The sequence below is a fragment of the Thalassotalea euphylliae genome, assembly GCF_042682785.1.
In the GTDB taxonomy this organism is placed as follows: Bacteria; Pseudomonadota; Gammaproteobacteria; order Enterobacterales; family Alteromonadaceae; genus Thalassotalea_F; species Thalassotalea_F euphylliae.
Window position 1 is genome coordinate 1,202,918 of the sequence record NZ_JBHUIB010000003.1, and the last position, 16,806, is coordinate 1,219,723.

Annotated in this window: 16 protein-coding genes; 6 read left to right on the forward strand and 10 right to left on the reverse strand. The window is 41.7% G+C overall.

The annotated features are described in order from the left end of the window. Positions 1 to 4: 4 nt before the first annotated feature. Genes ACFSJY_RS12805 through sdhC form a run of 4 tightly spaced genes read right to left on the reverse strand, consistent with a single transcriptional unit; the run spans position 5 to position 3,216 of the window. Positions 5 to 715 (reverse strand): succinate dehydrogenase iron-sulfur subunit, encoded by a 711-nt coding sequence (locus ACFSJY_RS12805; protein ID WP_386034853.1) that lies wholly within the window; start codon positions 713 to 715, stop codon positions 5 to 7. Positions 716 to 727: 12 nt separating this feature from the next. After that, positions 728 to 2,500: a succinate dehydrogenase flavoprotein subunit gene (gene sdhA / locus ACFSJY_RS12810; RefSeq protein WP_386034855.1), complete on the reverse strand. Its 1,773-nt coding sequence runs from the start codon at positions 2,498 to 2,500 to the stop codon at positions 728 to 730. After that, positions 2,501 to 2,848 (reverse strand): succinate dehydrogenase, hydrophobic membrane anchor protein, encoded by a 348-nt coding sequence (sdhD, locus tag ACFSJY_RS12815; protein WP_386034857.1) that lies wholly within the window; start codon positions 2,846 to 2,848, stop codon positions 2,501 to 2,503. It abuts the gene before it with no gap. After that, a complete protein-coding gene (gene sdhC / locus ACFSJY_RS12820; RefSeq protein WP_386034859.1) occupies positions 2,842 to 3,216 on the reverse strand; it encodes a succinate dehydrogenase, cytochrome b556 subunit in 375 nt (124 codons plus the stop codon). Before sdhC ends, sdhD begins: the two co-directional genes overlap by 7 nt. A gap of 369 nt (positions 3,217 to 3,585) precedes the next feature. Between sdhC and ACFSJY_RS12825 the strand changes: the two genes are divergently transcribed. Beyond that, positions 3,586 to 4,872, forward strand: a complete 1,287-nt coding sequence (locus ACFSJY_RS12825; RefSeq protein WP_386034861.1) for a citrate synthase — start codon at positions 3,586 to 3,588, stop codon at positions 4,870 to 4,872. Between the two features lie 140 nt (positions 4,873 to 5,012). Continuing rightward, positions 5,013 to 6,518: a response regulator gene (locus tag ACFSJY_RS12830; protein WP_386034863.1), complete on the forward strand. Its 1,506-nt coding sequence runs from the start codon at positions 5,013 to 5,015 to the stop codon at positions 6,516 to 6,518. 12 nt (positions 6,519 to 6,530) lie between these two features. On the opposite strand, the gene ACFSJY_RS12835 is transcribed toward ACFSJY_RS12830, so the two are convergent. Then, a complete protein-coding gene (locus ACFSJY_RS12835) occupies positions 6,531 to 7,520 on the reverse strand; it encodes a GlxA family transcriptional regulator (protein ID WP_386034865.1) in 990 nt (329 codons plus the stop codon). Between the two features lie 97 nt (positions 7,521 to 7,617). On the opposite strand from ACFSJY_RS12835, the gene ACFSJY_RS12840 reads away from it, so the two are divergent. Both ACFSJY_RS12840 and tcdA read left to right on the forward strand, forming a co-directional pair. Then, the gene (locus tag ACFSJY_RS12840) at positions 7,618 to 7,884 is read left to right on the forward strand and encodes a hypothetical protein (RefSeq protein WP_386034867.1); all 267 of its coding nucleotides are present in this window, start codon (positions 7,618 to 7,620) and stop codon (positions 7,882 to 7,884) included. Between the two features lie 68 nt (positions 7,885 to 7,952). Further along, positions 7,953 to 8,738 carry a tRNA cyclic N6-threonylcarbamoyladenosine(37) synthase TcdA gene (gene tcdA, locus ACFSJY_RS12845; protein WP_386034869.1) on the forward strand — a complete coding sequence of 262 codons (786 nt, stop codon included), beginning with the start codon at positions 7,953 to 7,955 and terminating at the stop codon, positions 8,736 to 8,738. Here tcdA and ACFSJY_RS12850 read toward each other — a convergent pair. Then, positions 8,735 to 10,378 (reverse strand): SufS family cysteine desulfurase, encoded by a 1,644-nt coding sequence (locus ACFSJY_RS12850; protein WP_386034871.1) that lies wholly within the window; start codon positions 10,376 to 10,378, stop codon positions 8,735 to 8,737. The genes tcdA and ACFSJY_RS12850 overlap by 4 nt on opposite strands. 145 nt (positions 10,379 to 10,523) lie before the next feature. Between ACFSJY_RS12850 and ACFSJY_RS12855 the strand changes: the two genes are divergently transcribed. Further along, positions 10,524 to 10,736 carry a hypothetical protein gene (locus ACFSJY_RS12855; RefSeq protein ID WP_386034874.1) on the forward strand — a complete coding sequence of 71 codons (213 nt, stop codon included), beginning with the start codon at positions 10,524 to 10,526 and terminating at the stop codon, positions 10,734 to 10,736. Here the strand turns inward: ACFSJY_RS12855 and ACFSJY_RS12860 are convergent. The 3 genes from ACFSJY_RS12860 to pnp form a co-directional block, all read right to left on the reverse strand. Then, positions 10,733 to 12,145, reverse strand: a complete 1,413-nt coding sequence (locus ACFSJY_RS12860) for a tetratricopeptide repeat protein (protein WP_386034876.1) — start codon at positions 12,143 to 12,145, stop codon at positions 10,733 to 10,735. The genes ACFSJY_RS12855 and ACFSJY_RS12860 overlap by 4 nt on opposite strands. 8 nt (positions 12,146 to 12,153) lie before the next feature. Continuing rightward, positions 12,154 to 13,032, reverse strand: a complete 879-nt coding sequence (gene nlpI / locus ACFSJY_RS12865) for a lipoprotein NlpI (protein WP_386034878.1) — start codon at positions 13,030 to 13,032, stop codon at positions 12,154 to 12,156. Positions 13,033 to 13,130: 98 nt separating this feature from the next. Further along, positions 13,131 to 15,266 carry a polyribonucleotide nucleotidyltransferase gene (gene pnp, locus ACFSJY_RS12870; RefSeq protein WP_386034879.1) on the reverse strand — a complete coding sequence of 712 codons (2,136 nt, stop codon included), beginning with the start codon at positions 15,264 to 15,266 and terminating at the stop codon, positions 13,131 to 13,133. A gap of 265 nt (positions 15,267 to 15,531) precedes the next feature. On the opposite strand from pnp, the gene ACFSJY_RS12875 reads away from it, so the two are divergent. Next, a complete protein-coding gene (locus ACFSJY_RS12875; protein WP_386034881.1) occupies positions 15,532 to 16,392 on the forward strand; it encodes a hypothetical protein in 861 nt (286 codons plus the stop codon). A gap of 67 nt (positions 16,393 to 16,459) precedes the next feature. On the opposite strand, the gene rpsO is transcribed toward ACFSJY_RS12875, so the two are convergent. After that, positions 16,460 to 16,729: a 30S ribosomal protein S15 gene (rpsO, locus tag ACFSJY_RS12880; RefSeq protein WP_386034883.1), complete on the reverse strand. Its 270-nt coding sequence runs from the start codon at positions 16,727 to 16,729 to the stop codon at positions 16,460 to 16,462. Positions 16,730 to 16,806: the final 77 nt, after the last annotated feature.

Sequence of the window (16,806 nt, forward strand, 5' to 3'; positions counted from 1 at the left end):
CCGATTAAACGGCTCTTTGTAAAAGCATTGACTTAATATGGCCAATAGCTTTCGTTGGGTTTAATCCTTTCGGACAAACATCAACACAGTTCATGATGCCATGACAACGGAATACGCTGTATGCATCTTGTAAGTTATCTAAACGCTCTTCAGTCGCCGTATCACGGCTATCAATTAAGAAGCGGTAAGCGTGAAGTAGACCTGCTGGACCAATGAACTTGTCAGGGTTCCACCAGAACGACGGACAAGACGTTGAGCAACATGCACATAAAATACACTCGTATAAGCCGTCTAACTTATCACGGTCTTCAAGCGATTGAATATGCTCACGTGCTGGTTGGTCTTTACCATCATTGATCAAGTACGGCTTAATCTTCTCGTATTGACTGTAGAATTGCGACATATCAATGATCAAGTCGCGAATTACAGGAAGACCTGGTAATGGGCGTAAAACAATCTTTGTCGCTTTCAGCGCTGACAAAGGCGTAATACACGCAAGACCATTTTTACCATTCATGTTCAAACCATCAGAACCACATACACCTTCACGGCATGAGCGACGGAATGATAATGTTGGATCTTGTTCCTTCAGAAGAATAAGTGCGTCAAGCACCATCATATCTGAACCTTCAGGAATCTCCAGTTCATAATCCTTCATGTATGGAGCGTTATCAACATCAGGGTTGTAGCGATAGATAGAGAAAATCTGTTTCATCTGTCTGGCTCCTTAGTATGTACGAACTTTCGGTGGGAAAGCTTCACGGTGAACTGGCTTCATATTAACGTCACGCTTAGTCATTTCTTCGTTGCTAGGCGTGTAAATTGTGTGACACAACCAGTTTTCATCATCACGCTCTAAGAAATCTTCACGAGAGTGAGCACCACGAGATTCCGTACGGAAGTTAGCCGCTTTAGCTGTACAGTATGCCGTTTCCATCAAGTTGTCTAACTCAAGACACTCGATACGCTGAGTATTAAACTCTGAAGACTTATCTGAAAGGTGTGCATTTTGTAGACGCTCACGAATTTCAGTCAATTCTTTCATACCTTGCGCCATTGCTTCACCTTCACGGAATACCGAGAAGTTAAGCTGCATACATTGTTGTAAGTCTTTACGAATTTGGAATGGATCTTCGCCACCTGTTGAGTTTTCCCAACGGTTATAGCGTGCTAGTGCTGCATCAATATTATCTTGACCAGCGTCACGACCACTCTCAGTTTCAGCTAGGTATGTACCTAGGAAGTTACCAGCCGCTCGACCAAATACCACAAGGTCAAGTAACGAGTTACCACCTAAACGGTTTGCACCGTGAACAGATACGTTTGCAATCTCACCTACAGCAAATAGACCTTCAATAATTTTGTCTTCACCTGTTTCAGGATTAAACTCAATTGCTTGACCATTAACATTACAAGGTACACCACCCATTTGGTAGTGACATGTTGGGATTACTGGGATTGGCTCTTCAGCAGGGTCAACGTGAGCGAATGTTTTCGATAAGTCACATACGCCAGGAAGACGAAGATTAAGTGTTTCTGCACCTAAGTGATCAAGTTTAAGCTTGATGTGCGGACCATATTGCGGATGATCACAGCCGCGGCCTTCACGAATTTCCGTCATCATTGAACGAGCAACAACGTCACGACCTGCTAAGTCTTTAGCGTTTGGTGCATAACGTTCCATGAAACGTTCGCCATCTTTATTTAGAAGGTAACCACCTTCACCACGACAACCTTCGGTTACAAGCGTACCAGCGCCAGCAATACCTGTTGGGTGGAACTGCCACATTTCCATGTCTTGCATTTGAACGCCAGCACGAAGTGACATACCAACACCGTCACCCGTGTTAATGTGAGCATTCGTTGTTGATGCATAAATGCGACCTGCACCGCCCGTTGCTAATACCGTTGCACGTGCTTTAAAGTAAACTACTTCACCTGTTTCAATACAGATTGCTGTACAACCAACCACGTTGCCGTCATCGTTTTTAACAAGATCTAGTGCGTACCACTCTGAATAAACGTTCGTTTTGTTTTTAACGTTTTGTTGGTACAAGCAGTGAAGCAATGCGTGACCTGTACGGTCAGCTGCAGCTGCTGTACGCGCCGCCTGCTCACCACCAAAATTCTTTGACTGACCACCGAAAGGACGTTGGTATACTTTACCTTCTTCTGTACGAGAGAAAGGTAAGCCCATGTTTTCCATTTCGATAATCGCTTCAGGACCTGTTTTACACATGTACTCGATAGCATCCTGATCACCAATGTAATCAGAACCTTTTACCGTGTCATACATGTGGAATTCCCAGTTATCTTCGTGCGCATTACCTAGCGCTACAGTAATACCACCTTGAGCAGATACTGTGTGAGAACGAGTTGGGAAAACTTTAGAAATCAGCGCACAAGACTGGCCTGATTCTGAAATAGCTAATGCCGCGCGCATACCCGCGCCGCCTGCGCCAATTACAATGGCGTCAAATTCACGTACTGGAACGCTCACTTACACACCCCATACAATTAGAAAACCAGCAACAAAATATGCTAGTAAGGTTACAGAGAACAAAAATTGCAAAGCACCGCGTAAAAACGCTGGTTTAATGTAGTCAGACAGTACCTGCCAGATACCAATCCAAGCATGGATTAACAATGCAAATAAAGAAACGAGTGTAAATACTTTCATGCAAAGATTCGAAAACAAACCTTTCCATGCTTCATACGTTACTTCTGGTGTTAACAGGAAGTAACCGAACATGAATAAAGTAAATGCCGCTAGGACAAGCGCGCTTGCACGCAAAAGGATAAAATCATGTACGCCGCTACGGCCTACAGTTGCTGCGTTATTTACCATAACCAAACTCCTACAAGTGCTGTTAATACAACCCACAACGCAATAATGAATTTAGCGCTGGCATTACCAGATACTTTTTCTTCGAAGTGACCTAAGTCCATAAGAAGATGACGAATACCGCCAAGTAAGTGGTAAAGAATTGCTGCAGAAATACCGATAATGATTAGTTTAAAGAATGCGCCGTCAAGCATTGCTTTGACGTTGGCGAACCCTTCCGCAGAAGATAAGGATAATGAAAGTGTCCACAATAAAATACCAATAGCAAACACCATAATCACACCAGAAATACGGTGCATGATGGATGCATTAGCAGCAGGGTGCATCTTTATTGTAGTCAGGTCTAGATTTACAGGACGTTCTTTTTTCACGATTGATGCCTAAAGAGCTCTGAGAGCCTTCAACTTTTTTTATTGTTACTCATGAAGTTTGCGTATGAGCAACCCCCCAACGAATATTTAATTCGCCGCCGCATTGCATACGATTGCACGACGAAATAAAGATCTACATGATTATATAGTTCAACTAGGATAATTACAATTTTCGTTCCATTTTAACGAGTTGCGATTAATTTTTAATCTACTTTACGGATTACCATTAGACTTTAGTCAATTCAAACACACATTTGAATTGACTTTATGGGGTCACTTTGAAGTAGAATACCCGCAGTTTTATATTCAGAAAAACTGATTAACTAGTCATTTTTTAATCAGTCGAAAAAATTATAGGGGATAAAACATATGGCTGACTCAAAAGCCTCTCTTAGTATTGACGGTAAAGAAGTTGCCGAATTGCCAGTAGTTTCTGGTAGCGCTGGTAACGACGTAATCGACATCCGCACATTAGGTGCATCTGGCTACTTCACCTACGATCCAGGCTTCTTAGCAACAGCTTCTTGTGAATCAGCTATTACTTTTATCGACGGTGGTAAAGGTATCCTTCAGCATCGCGGCTACCCAATTGACGCGTTAGCAAAAGAAGCAGATTATTTAGAAGTGTGTTTCATCCTTCTAAATGGCCACGCGCCAAGCAAGAAAGAATACGAAGAATTCAAAAACATCATCACGAACCACACAATGGTTCACGAAAAATTAGTGCAATTCTTCCAAGGTTTCTTACCTGACGCTCACCCAATGGCTATGCTTTGTGGCGTTGTTGGTGCAATGTCTTCTTTCTATCACAGTGACTTAGACATTACTGATCCAGAACAACGTATGCGTTGTGCGCACCGTCTAGTAGCAAAAATGCCTACTATTGCGGCTATGGCTTACAAATACAGCATCGGTCAACCGTTCGTTTACCCACGTAACGATTTAACGTTTGCAGAGAACTTTTTACACATGATGTTCTCTGTTCCAGCAGAAGAATACAAAGTAAGTCCTACGCTAGCTAAAGCAATGGATCGTATCTTCACACTTCACGCTGACCATGAGCAAAATGCGTCAACATCGACAGTACGTTTAGCTGGTTCTTCTGGTGCTAACCCATATGCATGTATCGCAGCTGGTGTTGCATCTTTATGGGGCCCTGCTCACGGTGGTGCTAACGAAGCATGTCTTACGATGCTAGAAGAAATTGGCGACGTATCGCGCGTTGACGAGTTCGTTGCGAAAGCAAAAGACAAGAACGATCCATTCCGTTTAATGGGCTTTGGTCACCGTGTATACAAGAACTTTGACCCTCGTGCGACAGTAATGCGCGAAACATGTCATGAAGTTCTGCAAGAGCTTGGTATCAACGACCCACTACTAGACGTAGCAATGGCGTTAGAAAAAGTAGCGTTAGAAGATCCTTACTTCATTGAGAAGAAGCTTTACCCTAACGTAGATTTCTACTCAGGCATCATTCTAAAAGCAATAGGTATCCCAACAAGTATGTTCACTGTAATTTTTGCAATGTCACGTACCGTTGGTTGGTGTGCACACTGGGACGAGATGCTATCTCAACCAGGCCAAAAAATCGGTCGCCCACGTCAGAAGTATACTGGTGAAATCAACCGTGACTTCACACCATTAAAAAACAGATAATCGTTTTCTAGTGTTAGAAAAAGCAGCATTTATGCTGCTTTTTTTATGCCTATTTTTTATGCAAACTAACGCTATACAATGCAAAACTTCTTTTATATGCTTTAATCTAATTAAATAAAAAGAATTATTGGGTTTTCAACTTGTTAAAGAAAGTTCTTATCGTTGATGATAGTCGTTTGATTCGCGAAGCTATTGCCAAAATACTGCTCAGTTGCGGCTTGAAGAAGTCATCAATTGCAGGAATAGAGAACGGACGCGATGCACTCGACTATTTAGAGCTCTACCCTGCCGACCTGATTATTTGTGGCGATAATTTAATGGATATGTCTATCCAGGTGCTCTTTCGCCAACTTTCTGAACTCAAAGAGCTCGACAAAATGGCTGCTATTGTCATGCAGCCATCAGACCGATTACTTGGCGATTTATCGTTCCTGAAAAAGCGACGAAATCGTGTCATACAAAAGCCTTTCAATAAACGTACTTTGCTCTCGACCCTGCTAGAAATAACTAAAGAGCCGATGTTCAAGGTAGAAGAAAAGCAATCCGAAGAAAGCCAAATTCACACACCAAGCAATAGAAAACATAGTCAACCGACGGTACTCATTGTCGATGATGAATCAAGTAACATCGACGTTGCTGCAGGTTATTTGCGCGGTATTTATCGGATTATTGCGGCGAAAAGTGGTCGACAAGCACTTCAACTAATCAATAGCCAATACAAGAATATTGACTTAATACTGCTCGATATCATGATGCCTGAGATGGATGGGTACCAAGTATGTCAAGCAATTAAGAGCAACAATAAGAGCGACAAAATTCCGGTTATATTTTTAACGGCAAAATCTGAAGTAGCAGATATTACAAAAGGCTTTTCTGTAGGCGCTGTAGATTACATTACAAAGCCGCTGCAAGGCGATGTACTTCTAGCGCGCGTACAAACACATATTACACTCAAGCAAAATCAAGAGCAGCTTGCAGAACAAGTACATACTTTAGAAGAGACAGCAAAGCTTCGAGAAGATATGGAGAAAATTACTCAGCACGATTTAAAAGGTCCGCTAGCTAGCATTCTCTTTCATGCGGATAAAATTAATGAGCCTAATACTGCTTCCGCAATAAAAACGACAGTAAACAATGTTATCAGTATGATTAATCGCTCACTCGAATTGTTTAAAATTGAGCAAGGTACTTACACATTATCACCCGTAAAAACCGATTTATCACCTTTGGTGAGCGACGCTATTAACGCTTGTATGGTAGATGGCGTGAAAAAGGACATTCAAATTAAGTCTATTGGCCTTGAAAAGCCTATGATTGCGAGTGCAGAACCTCTGCTTTGTATATCAATATTTAATAACTTATTGAAAAATGCTGTAGAAGCCGCTCCTGAAAATACCGAAATCAACGTTTCTTTGAAGGAAACTGCCCTTAGTATTCAATTCACTTGTATCAATCAAGGCGCTGTGCCACTTCATTTAAGGGATAATCTTTTTGATAAATACGCCACTGGAGATAACAAAAAAGGCTCAGGACTGGGTGGGTATTCGGCCAAACTGATGGTTGAGGCGCAAAATGGCAACATTTCTTTTGATATCATTGACGAAAAAGCCACGATTTTTAAAGTAGATTTGCCTAAGTATGAATAAATTGTTCTAAAACTAGGCAAATTTTTGGCGATAGTCTTTAGGCGTTAGCCCAGTAAATCGCTTAAAAAGCTGTCTAAAACTCGAAACGTCTTCATATCCAACCGACCAAATGATCTTGTTGATGCTATCTGTAGTTTTCTCTAGACGTTGTTTTGCTGTTTCAATACGAATTCGTTGTAGATAATTCAATGGATTTTCACCCGTAGCTAGCTTGAAGCGGCGCTTGAACGTACGAGACCCCAAACCCACTTGCTCTGCAAGTTCCTCCATTGAAACGTCTTTATGGAAATGTGACTCTAGCCATTCTTGGGCCTTGAGCACTGCTTGGTCTTCATGCTTTTTCTGCGCTTTAAAGGTTTCATAAGGCGACTGGCGCTCCCTTACTGGGTCAAAAACAATTAGTTTTGCGGTATCGGACGCAATTTCGCGACCAATATATTTTTCGATGATATATAGCACCATATCGATATAAGACATTGAGCCACCAGAACAGATTATGTCTTCGTTATCAATCAACAAGCGATCTATATCAAGTCTTACATATGGAAATATTCGTCTAAATAAATCAGCACTACGCCAATGTGTGGTCGCAGTTTTCCCTGCCAATAAACCCGCTGATGCAAGCAAAAAACTGCCCGTACAGAAGCTAGATATGATTGTGCCCTCTGCTTTAAGTTGAGTTAGCCATGCTTTAATTTCTTCTTTGTGCTCGAGTTGAATGTCGTCGCCACAACAATCAACGATAACCTCTACTGTCGCAGAAACAATCACTATGTCAGGTTTAAAATCCGCTCCAATTGGTTTAGTCGGACTAATTTGGATGCCATTGTAACCAAATACTGGTTTGTCATTGACGGTTACTATATGGCAATCTATTTTTTTATTTGACTCTGGTCCATATCGCTTATCAATACAGTAATTAGCCGCGTAGACCGCATCTAACACGCCGTATACCGCAGACACCATACATCCATTTGTCGCTAAAACCGCAATTCTCATCATCAGAACCGTCACTTTTGACATCTTTGATGGCAAATATGCCACTATTTAACCAGCCACGCAACTACTAACATAGCCTTAACTTTCACGGAGGTGTCCAATGAAAAATTTACTTTCGCTATTTTGTATTGTTCAGTTGTTACTTACTCTACTTGGCCTTAGTGCTATTGCTTTGTCACCTTTTTATATCGCGCTAGATACCCAGTACGCGCTGATTACTGCCCCTGTTTTATTCATAATGATGGCTATATTTTGTATCTACTTTGACCAGAAAGTAATTCAATGGCGAAAACAACTTCTTAGTGAGCGCAAAGCCATCGGCAAACGCAAAAAGTACAGAACGTGCTTATTGCACGGCGCGCACTAATATTTTCTACACGTACCATTGAAATTTGCTAAAATGCCGCCGCTTTTTAATCTCAACATGTAAGTAGTATGTCGGAATACGATCTAAGATTTGGCGGTATAGCGCGGCTATATGGCGTTCAAGGTGCAGAAGTTATCAAAAATGCGTCTTTCTGCGTCATTGGAATTGGTGGTGTTGGCTCGTGGGCGGCAGAGTCGCTCGCACGAACCGGCGTGGGCTCTATTACGCTGATAGACTTAGACGACATTTGTACGACCAATATCAATCGTCAAATACATGCAATGACTGACACCGTCGGTGAAAGTAAAGTCGATGTCATGTCTGCACGTATTCAGCAAATCAACCCTGAATGCCAAGTCAATGAAGTTGAAGACTTTATCACGCTTGAAAATATCGCTTCTCTCATAAGCAAAGAATTCGACTACGTCATTGATGCAATCGATTCAGTTCCAGTAAAAGCGGCGTTAATTGCCCACTGTAAGCGTAACAAGATTCCATTGATTACTATTGGCGGAGCTGGTGGGCAGACGGATCCGAGTCAAATTCAAATCACAGATTTAAGCCAGACTTATCAAGACCCCCTGCTTGCGAAAGTTCGCAACCAATTGCGACGTCAGTACAATTTTCCACGCAATACTAAGAGAAAATTTGCCATAGATGCAGTGTTTTCAACACAACAGCTAGTCTATCCGGATGCGGAAGGTAATGTCTGCCATGCAAAGCAAACGCAAGATGGCGCAATAAAGTTAGACTGTACAAGTGGCTTTGGCGCGGCAACACATGTTACTGCGACTTTTGCTTTCTTCGCGACAGGCCGCGCCATTGACAAACTACTGCGAAAAAAACTCAGTTAGCCTGCTGTTGATTGCTTAATACGGTTTACAATGGCAACAACACCGTTGCCACGAGACGGGCTGAGCTGTTGCATTAGCCCAAGCTCTTCAAAATAGCTATCAATATCAAAAGACCGAATAAAATCACTCGTTTGATGTTGATAAACCGCAAGAATAATCACCAGTAAACCGCGTATAACCTTGGCATCACTGTCTGCTGAGAAATGCCAAACTCCATTCTTATTCGTTGCTTTTAACCAAGCTGCACTCTCACATCCATCTATAAGCAGCTCGTTCGATCTCTCTTCTTTGGGCATTCTTTTTAACTCTTTTCCCAAGAGCATAATAATGCGATGACGCCCGTCCCATCCTCTTGCGTCAGAGAACTTATCAATGACAGATTGCGACGCGTTTGGAGTTTGTGCTTTCTGCTCATCTGGAGTTTCAGCGTTAAAAAAGCCTTTAATTAAAGAGAGTGTAGCGTCTACCTCCTCCAATGTATTGTAGGGAGAAAGGGATAAACGCACACAACCGCTGAGGCCCAAATATTCCATCAATGGCATTGCACAATGATGCCCTGCCCGACACGCGACGTTATGGGCGTCTAGGTAACTCGCTAAGTCTTGATGATGATGGTCTGTTACCGTAAATGAAAATACCGGCACACTAGGTACTCCATCAAATATCAGATTAATTTGGGGAATCTGACTTAACCCTGAATGCATTCGATTCAATAAGATTTGCTCATGACTTAAACCGCCTGAAGCGATTAACGTCTCAACCGTTTCAATAGCTTTCGCCATAGCCACGACGCCTGCAATATTGGGTGTACCGGGTTCAAATTTAAAAGGGAGCTCTCCAAAACTAGTACCAGAAAAGCTCACTTTTTTAATCATTTCACCACCAAACTGATAGGGTGACATCTTGTTTAGCAGCTCAGCTTTGCCGTAGAGCACTCCCACACCTGTTGGGCCAAACATTTTATGCGCTGAAAACACCAAAAAGTCACAATCAAGCGCTCTAACATCCACTTTTTGATGTGCTACCACTTGAGCAGCATCTAACAAAACTTTTGCATTCACACTTTTTGCAAGCGCTATCAGTTCGGTGACAGGGTTATGTTTACCAACAACGTTAGACACCATTGCGAAGCTAACCATTTTGGTTCGTGACGAAATTAAAGTCTTAGCAACGTTAAGGTCAATCTCTCCGGCAGTATTTAATGGCATCACCTTTATTAAAGCACCTGTTTGTTCCGCAACCTGCTGCCAGGGAACGATATTGGCATGATGCTCACTATGAGAAAGCAAAATTTCATCACCTGCAGTTAAATTATCCATTCCCCAACTACTTGCAACGATATTAATGCCCTCAGTAGTTCCTTTGGTCCAAATAACCTCTGCACATGAGTTTGCATTGATAAAACACTGCGCTGATAACCTTGCCGCTTCAAATTTCTCTGTCGCTAGAGCACTGAGTTGATGTGAGGCTCTGTGCACATTGGCATTTATTGACTGATAATACAGAGATTCAGCTGTAATAACGTCACTCGGCTTTTGCGTTGTCGCTGCGTTATCAAAATAGATTATATGGCGATTTGGGCTATCATTAGAAAATATAGGAAATTGATTTCTAAAGGTATTTACACTGAATATTTTCATCAATTAAATGACATAAAAGGGCAATAAAACTTCCACAATTATAACCTACCATTTGCGCCCAATTCAGGAAAAAAGTATCGCGCGCGTTGTTATTTTTCCATTTTGTAGACTATACCTATAGCAAGCTAAAATAAGGATGATAAGAATGGCATTATTTTCGTGGTTTCATAACGCCTCTGATGTACATCACACCAGCACTAAAAGAATGAAGTCTAGACAATTAAATCAATCAATGTGGCCAATTGCACAAGTTAGAGAACCTCTATTAGCAGCACGGAAACCGATTAAAAAACTCACGGTAGAACCCGCAGTTTCACTAGATAACGAGCAAGACATTAATTTAGCAGGTGAAAACTAAAATCCGCCTCTGAGCGTTTTAGTTTGTATATCAGGCGATTGAAAAAAGGTAGCAGATGTTACTAGCCACTCCTTCGCCTGCTCAACTTTCCCTTCTTGATACAAAGCCAAAGCAATGTTGTAGGTAAATGGGGGCATTAAGCTCGTTTCTTCGCTTTGGTCCAACAGCGTAAGATACTGGTCTGGGACTGGCAAATTGTAGTTTCGCATAAACCCTCTTTCCCTAAGTGGTTTTAGTGCAATATTTTCCTTATTCGCTGAACATGTCTCGCTTATGAAAAACCCTAATCCTTGTTCTGTTAGAGCCTCTCCAATAGGATAGGAATCGCGTACAGCAAGCCCTTCATTTCTCATTGCTTTAAACCAAGGTACTTTTTGTGCGTTCTTCAGTGTAACCATATTGCCGTTAATGTCCTTGCGCGCCAACAAAGAAAAATTAATGTGTATTTTATCAATCCCCCCATTACAAATGTTATGAGTCGCGGACAACGTATATTCATCAGCGAAGCCAACCAAATGAGCAACCTCATGTTGGAAAACCTGTGCTGTGTCTGTCCTGTCTAGGTATAAAATACCAAAATGTACATTAGCCCCTCCTTTTGGCCTCAATACAGCAATATATTTAGATGTAATCAGGTGTGCCCATTTTTTCCAAAAACTTTCACTACATTGAATAGCCTTTTCAATATCATGCTCACACACCAAATCAAGCAGTGGAATATACTGAATTGCTTTTACACACACTTGCTCAGCTAAAGGGCTATTATCATAAGCGGCTTTAATATGCTGCCAGTGGCGTAAATCTTCATAGTTGCCTGCTACTAAGGTTATGCTATGTTCGCAACGATTCATAACTTTGGCAGGAACAATCGCTTCAGGTGCATAGCCAAATAGGGAAAACTTATTGAGGTAACGATCGTTCTGGCTAACAATTGACGATAACTCCGAGCCTACAGCTAGTGAAGCCCTTGCCATCAGCCATTGCTTATTTTCATTTATGTTGTCTAAACGCGCTTTAGCTAATAGTTGCCAGGCTACATCGTACTTCTCTTGTAGATAATAAAAGGACGCTAATTCGTAAACAGACTCATCATTGCCAAGCATAATGGACTGCTGCCAATATGAAACAGCGTTTTGATAATCACCTTTTTGTTCATATATTTGCGCAAGCTGATTAGCGATATCTGCGTCAGATATTGCTACAAATTTTGCACTATTGAACCAAGCGTTCGACTCAATAGGAAAGCGCTCTACCACAAATTGATGAGCTGATGGCGCGTTATGTTTTAACGCAAACCAGACAAGATTATCAGAGGGCGAGGCAACACTATTAATGTATCGCTCAAACGAAAAAGAGCTTGTTGCCAATACCAGCAACAAGCTCAATACAACCGTAACCCGAATGAACATAACGAACGTTAGAACTGCTCAGCCGCTTGTCGCGCTAGGTCTAATTCTAATTTAGCGTACCTATGCTCAACAAACTCGTAAACATTGGTGCTCAACGCTAATTTAAAGAAATTGATAGCAACTTTATCATTGGCATTAGCTTGCGCGTACTTTCCAAGATAGAAATATGCCTCACATAGTCTGTCTGTCAGTTCTTTATTTGAACTCACATCATTTGTCAGATTATCAATAAATTTATCTTGTGATAATTCGCCTAAATACAGTGAAATTATTTGCTTCGCCCATACAGCGTCATTAACCGCAACAGCACGCTCTTTTAACTTAGCCAACGCAGCTTGTTTGTCTACTGACTGCTCAGCTAGGTAGAGCCACAACACGCGGTAAGGGTCATTTTCCTGCTTGCTCAAAAACACTTCAAAATCGTCAACAGCCAACTGTGGTCTGCCGCCGTAATAAAGCGCTATTCCCCTGTTTAAATAGGCGAACTCATGATTTGGCTGAAGGTCAATTGCAGAATCAAACTGATCATAAGCTTGATTAAACTCTTGCATTTGCGTGAAATGAATACCTAAAAAGTTATATGCATCAACAAGATCGGGCTTTAACCGAAGAGCTCGATTAAAGTCTAAGCGAGCCAAATTTCTTAAGCCCACAGAGTCGTAAACAACACCGCGATCATAGTAAAGCTGAGCTTTCTGCATGTCATTGATCTCAGCACGTTGAATCACTTCAGTTAAACGCGCTAGCGCTATTTCACTTTTATAGTTAATTGGTAATGGCTCAGCAATAACTAAATTACCAAGGGATGATTGAGTCGATGAAGTTGTGGCGCAGCCCTGTGCTAGCAGTAGAACACCCATCGCACACAGGTGAGATAATTTGATCACTAACGAAAATGCCTCAAGAAAAATGCAAGGAAAAGTGCGTATTTGTCGAGTATATAAAAAAGGGAGCCTTTTGGCTCCCTTTATTTCATTCAGACTGATTAGTCTTCAGAGCTTTCAGCAGCCGCTTCTGGTGCTGCTTCTTCAGCCGGCTTTTCAACCGCTTCTTTCATGCTCAAACGAACGCGACCTTGACGGTCTACTTCAAGTACTTTCACCGTCACTTCTTGACCTTCGCTTAGTACGTCAGCAACCGCATTTACACGCTCTTCAGAGATTTGAGAGATGTGAACTAAGCCGTCTTTACCTGGTAGAACATTAACGAATGCACCGAAGTCAACAATACGAACCACTTTACCAGTGTAAATTGTACCCACTTCGATTTCAGCCGTTAGTGCTTTGATGCGGTTAATTGCATCTTCAGCTTGTTTACCATCAGTCGCTGCAATTTTAACTGTACCGTCGTCTTCAATCTCAATCGTCGTACCCGTTTCCTCAGTAAGTTGACGGATTGTAGCGCCACCTTTACCGATAACGTCACGAATCTTATCTTCTGAGATCTTCATTGTGTGGATACGCGGAGCAAATTCAGAGATATCATCACGTGCTGAACTAATTGCTTGGTCCATGACACTTAAGATGTGAATACGTGCAGCTTTCGCTTGGTTAAGCGCAGTCTGCATAATATCCTGAGTAATACCTTCAATTTTGATATCCATTTGAAGTGCAGTAATACCGTTAGTTGTACCTGCTACTTTAAAGTCCATATCACCTAGGTGATCCTCGTCACCTAAGATGTCAGAAAGTACTACGTGGCTGTCGCCTTCTTTAACAAGACCCATCGCAATACCAGCAACAGAATCTTTAATTGGCACACCAGCATCCATAAGCGCTAAAGAAGTACCACAAACAGAAGCCATTGACGATGAACCGTTTGATTCTGTAATTTCAGATACTACACGCACTGCGTACGGGAATTCTTCAATCGTTGGCATAACGGCTAAGATACCACGCTTCGCCAAACGACCATGACCAATTTCACGACGCTTAGGCGAACCAATAAAGCCAGTTTCACCTACTGAGTATGGAGGGAAGTTGTAGTGCAACATGAAGTTGTCAGTCTTCTCACCAAGAATAGTTTCTACACGTTGTGCATCACGCTGTGTACCTAACGTTGCCGTTACTAATGCTTGCGTTTCACCACGTGTAAACACTGCACTACCGTGAGTTCTTGGTAGTACGCCTGTCATCACGTCAAGTGCACGAACCATTTCAGGATCACGGCCATCAATGCGCGGGTGACCTTGTGTAATACGACCACGTACTACTGATTTTTCTAGATCGTGGAATAAATCTTTTGCTTCTTGAACATTTAGTTCTGCATCTTCAGCGAGTAATTTCTCAACCACTTCATTGCGAATTTCAGCTACTTTTTCGTAACGTGCCGCTTTTTCAGTAATTTGATAAGCTTCATTAACTTGGCTTTCAGAAAGCTCAGCAATTTTAGCAATTAACGCTGCATTCTTAACTGGTGCTTCCCAGTTCCAAGATGGTGTATTTACTTCTGAAGCGAACTCTTGAATCGCTTTGATAGCGGCTTGAGATTGCTCATGGCCGTATACAACAGCACCAAGCATGACTTCTTCAGAAAGCACTTCTGCTTCTGACTCAACCATTAATACCGCTGATTCTGTGCCTGCTACCACTAGGTCTAATTGGCTAGATTCTAATTCAGACTGTAAAGGGTTTAATAAGTATTGGCCGTCTTTGTAACCAACACGAGCAGCACCCACTGGGCCGTTGAAAGGTGTACCTGTAATCGCTAACGCTGCAGATGTACCTAACAATGAAATGATATCTGGTGAAATTTCTGGGTTAGCAGAAACAACCGTAATAATAACCTGAACTTCGTTAGTAAACCCTTCTGGGAATAACGGGCGAATTGGACGGTCAATTAAACGCGCAATAAGTGTTTCTTCTTCTGAAGGGCGACCTTCACGCTTGAAAAAACCACCTGGGATTTTACCCGCTGCATATGTTTTTTCTTGATAGTTAACTGTTAATGGGAAAAAGTCTTGACCTTCAACAGCTTCTTTCTTAGCAACAACTGACACCAACACACTAGTATCATCCATTGATGCCATCACGGCAGCTGTTGCTTGACGAGCGATAACGCCCGTTTCTAATGTTACGGTATGTTGACCGTATTCAAATGTTTTTGTTACCGGAGTAAACATTTATTTCATTCCTTATTTAAGACACTAATTTACCTATTTAAATTAGCTCTACTTTCTTTACTTTAATTTGCACGCTAATTATAACGACAAAGCACGTTAATACTAGGGCGAATGCAAATTAAAACAGGATTGTCACAAAAAAATATATTCAGGCGATATTTCAACAAAAATTTACAACGAGTGCCGGCAGTTGGGCTACAAAAAAGCAGGTGTTATAGTGAAAAACACGACGATTGATTCGCCTTTTTAATGATGGTGCTATGACATGATAACGCGCACAGTTGCAAATTTTTCAGTTCTATTTTTTATCGCGGTATCGGTATGTAAAGCCGAAGAGAAAAGAACGATTGTCTACCCTGGCCACGAGCGAAATGATTACATTATTTTATTGTTGAATGCGGTATTCAATACGCCACCAAATACGAACAAATATCTCATTCGCCCCTATGGTGAAGATTTACCAAAAGGTCGGGCATATGAAAAAATGGCTAACAATGAAGGCATAGATATCGTTATGGGGGGTTCTACTCCCGAGCGAGAATCAAAGTATCAGCCTATCAGGTTTCCTCTTCTTAAGGGGTTACATGGCTGGCGAATCCCCTTAGTGCATGAAAAAAACGCAGAACTATTTGCGCATGTATCTGATATTATTTCATTCACGTCCCTTGTTGCTGGGCAATTTCATACTTGGTCAGACACACAAGTATTAGAGAGTAATGGCATTAGAGTTTCTAAAGGAACCGACTATGCCGGCCTTTATGCGATGCTACACCAGCAGCGATTCGATTATTTCCCTCGCTCCATAGTAGAGGTCGATCGGAATATTGAACAATTTAATCATTTTGATATAGCAAAGGATAAGCACATCCTTATCCACTACCCTACAGCATATTACTACTACGTCAGAAAAGGCGACAATGAATTAGCAGCTGACATCAAAGCAGGGCTCGAATACTTGCATACTAGCGGGGAATTACAGCGCTTGTTTATGGCGAGCTATGGTGAGCAAGTCGAGAAAACAGCTAAGGAAGGGCGCCATGTGATAAGGCTAACGAACACAAAACTTTCACCACTTACGCCCCTAGACAGAGAGGAATTATGGCTAAACCTAGAGGAAGCAAGGTAAAGTCGATACAACCTTTTAAGCACAAAAAAAGGCGCTAAACAGCGCCTTTTTTCTGATAAGCATTGGATTAACGACGTAAACCAAGCTTACCGATAAGAGCAGTGTAACGCTCAACATCTTTACGCTTCAAGTAATCTAGAAGCTTACGACGTTGGCTAACCATGCGTAAAAGACCACGACGTGAGTGGTGATCATGGATGTGCTCTTTAAAGTGACCTTGTAGATGGTTGATTTGTGTAGTTAACAATGCAACCTGTACTTCTGGAGAACCAGTGTCACCTTCTTTAACTGCATATTCAGCAACGATAGCTGCTTTTTGCTCAGTTGATAAAGACATAATAAATACCTTATATATTTTAGTGTATAAAAATCGCGTCTAGCCGAACACTAAACCAGCAAGACGTTCTAGCGAGC

What these genes read in the sequence shown, in the direction of transcription:
- ACFSJY_RS12840 (WP_386034867.1), top strand. Translation starts at nt 7,618, where the DNA reads ATGAAAAATTTACTTTCGCTATTTTGTATTGTTCAGTTGTTACTTACT.
- ACFSJY_RS12835 (WP_386034865.1), bottom strand. Translation starts at nt 7,520, where the DNA reads ATGATGAGAATTGCGGTTTTAGCGACAAATGGATGTATGGTGTCTGCG.
- ACFSJY_RS12825 (WP_386034861.1), top strand. Translation starts at nt 3,586, where the DNA reads ATGGCTGACTCAAAAGCCTCTCTTAGTATTGACGGTAAAGAAGTTGCC.
- tcdA (WP_386034869.1), top strand. Translation starts at nt 7,953, where the DNA reads ATGTCGGAATACGATCTAAGATTTGGCGGTATAGCGCGGCTATATGGC.
- ACFSJY_RS12855 (WP_386034874.1), top strand. Translation starts at nt 10,524, where the DNA reads ATGGCATTATTTTCGTGGTTTCATAACGCCTCTGATGTACATCACACC.
- ACFSJY_RS12805 (WP_386034853.1), bottom strand. Translation starts at nt 715, where the DNA reads ATGAAACAGATTTTCTCTATCTATCGCTACAACCCTGATGTTGATAAC.
- ACFSJY_RS12850 (WP_386034871.1), bottom strand. Translation starts at nt 10,378, where the DNA reads ATGAAAATATTCAGTGTAAATACCTTTAGAAATCAATTTCCTATATTT.
- ACFSJY_RS12860 (WP_386034876.1), bottom strand. Translation starts at nt 12,145, where the DNA reads ATGTTCATTCGGGTTACGGTTGTATTGAGCTTGTTGCTGGTATTGGCA.
- ACFSJY_RS12875 (WP_386034881.1), top strand. Translation starts at nt 15,532, where the DNA reads ATGATAACGCGCACAGTTGCAAATTTTTCAGTTCTATTTTTTATCGCG.
- pnp (WP_386034879.1), bottom strand. Translation starts at nt 15,266, where the DNA reads ATGTTTACTCCGGTAACAAAAACATTTGAATACGGTCAACATACCGTA.
- rpsO (WP_386034883.1), bottom strand. Translation starts at nt 16,729, where the DNA reads ATGTCTTTATCAACTGAGCAAAAAGCAGCTATCGTTGCTGAATATGCA.
- sdhD (WP_386034857.1), bottom strand. Translation starts at nt 2,848, where the DNA reads ATGGTAAATAACGCAGCAACTGTAGGCCGTAGCGGCGTACATGATTTT.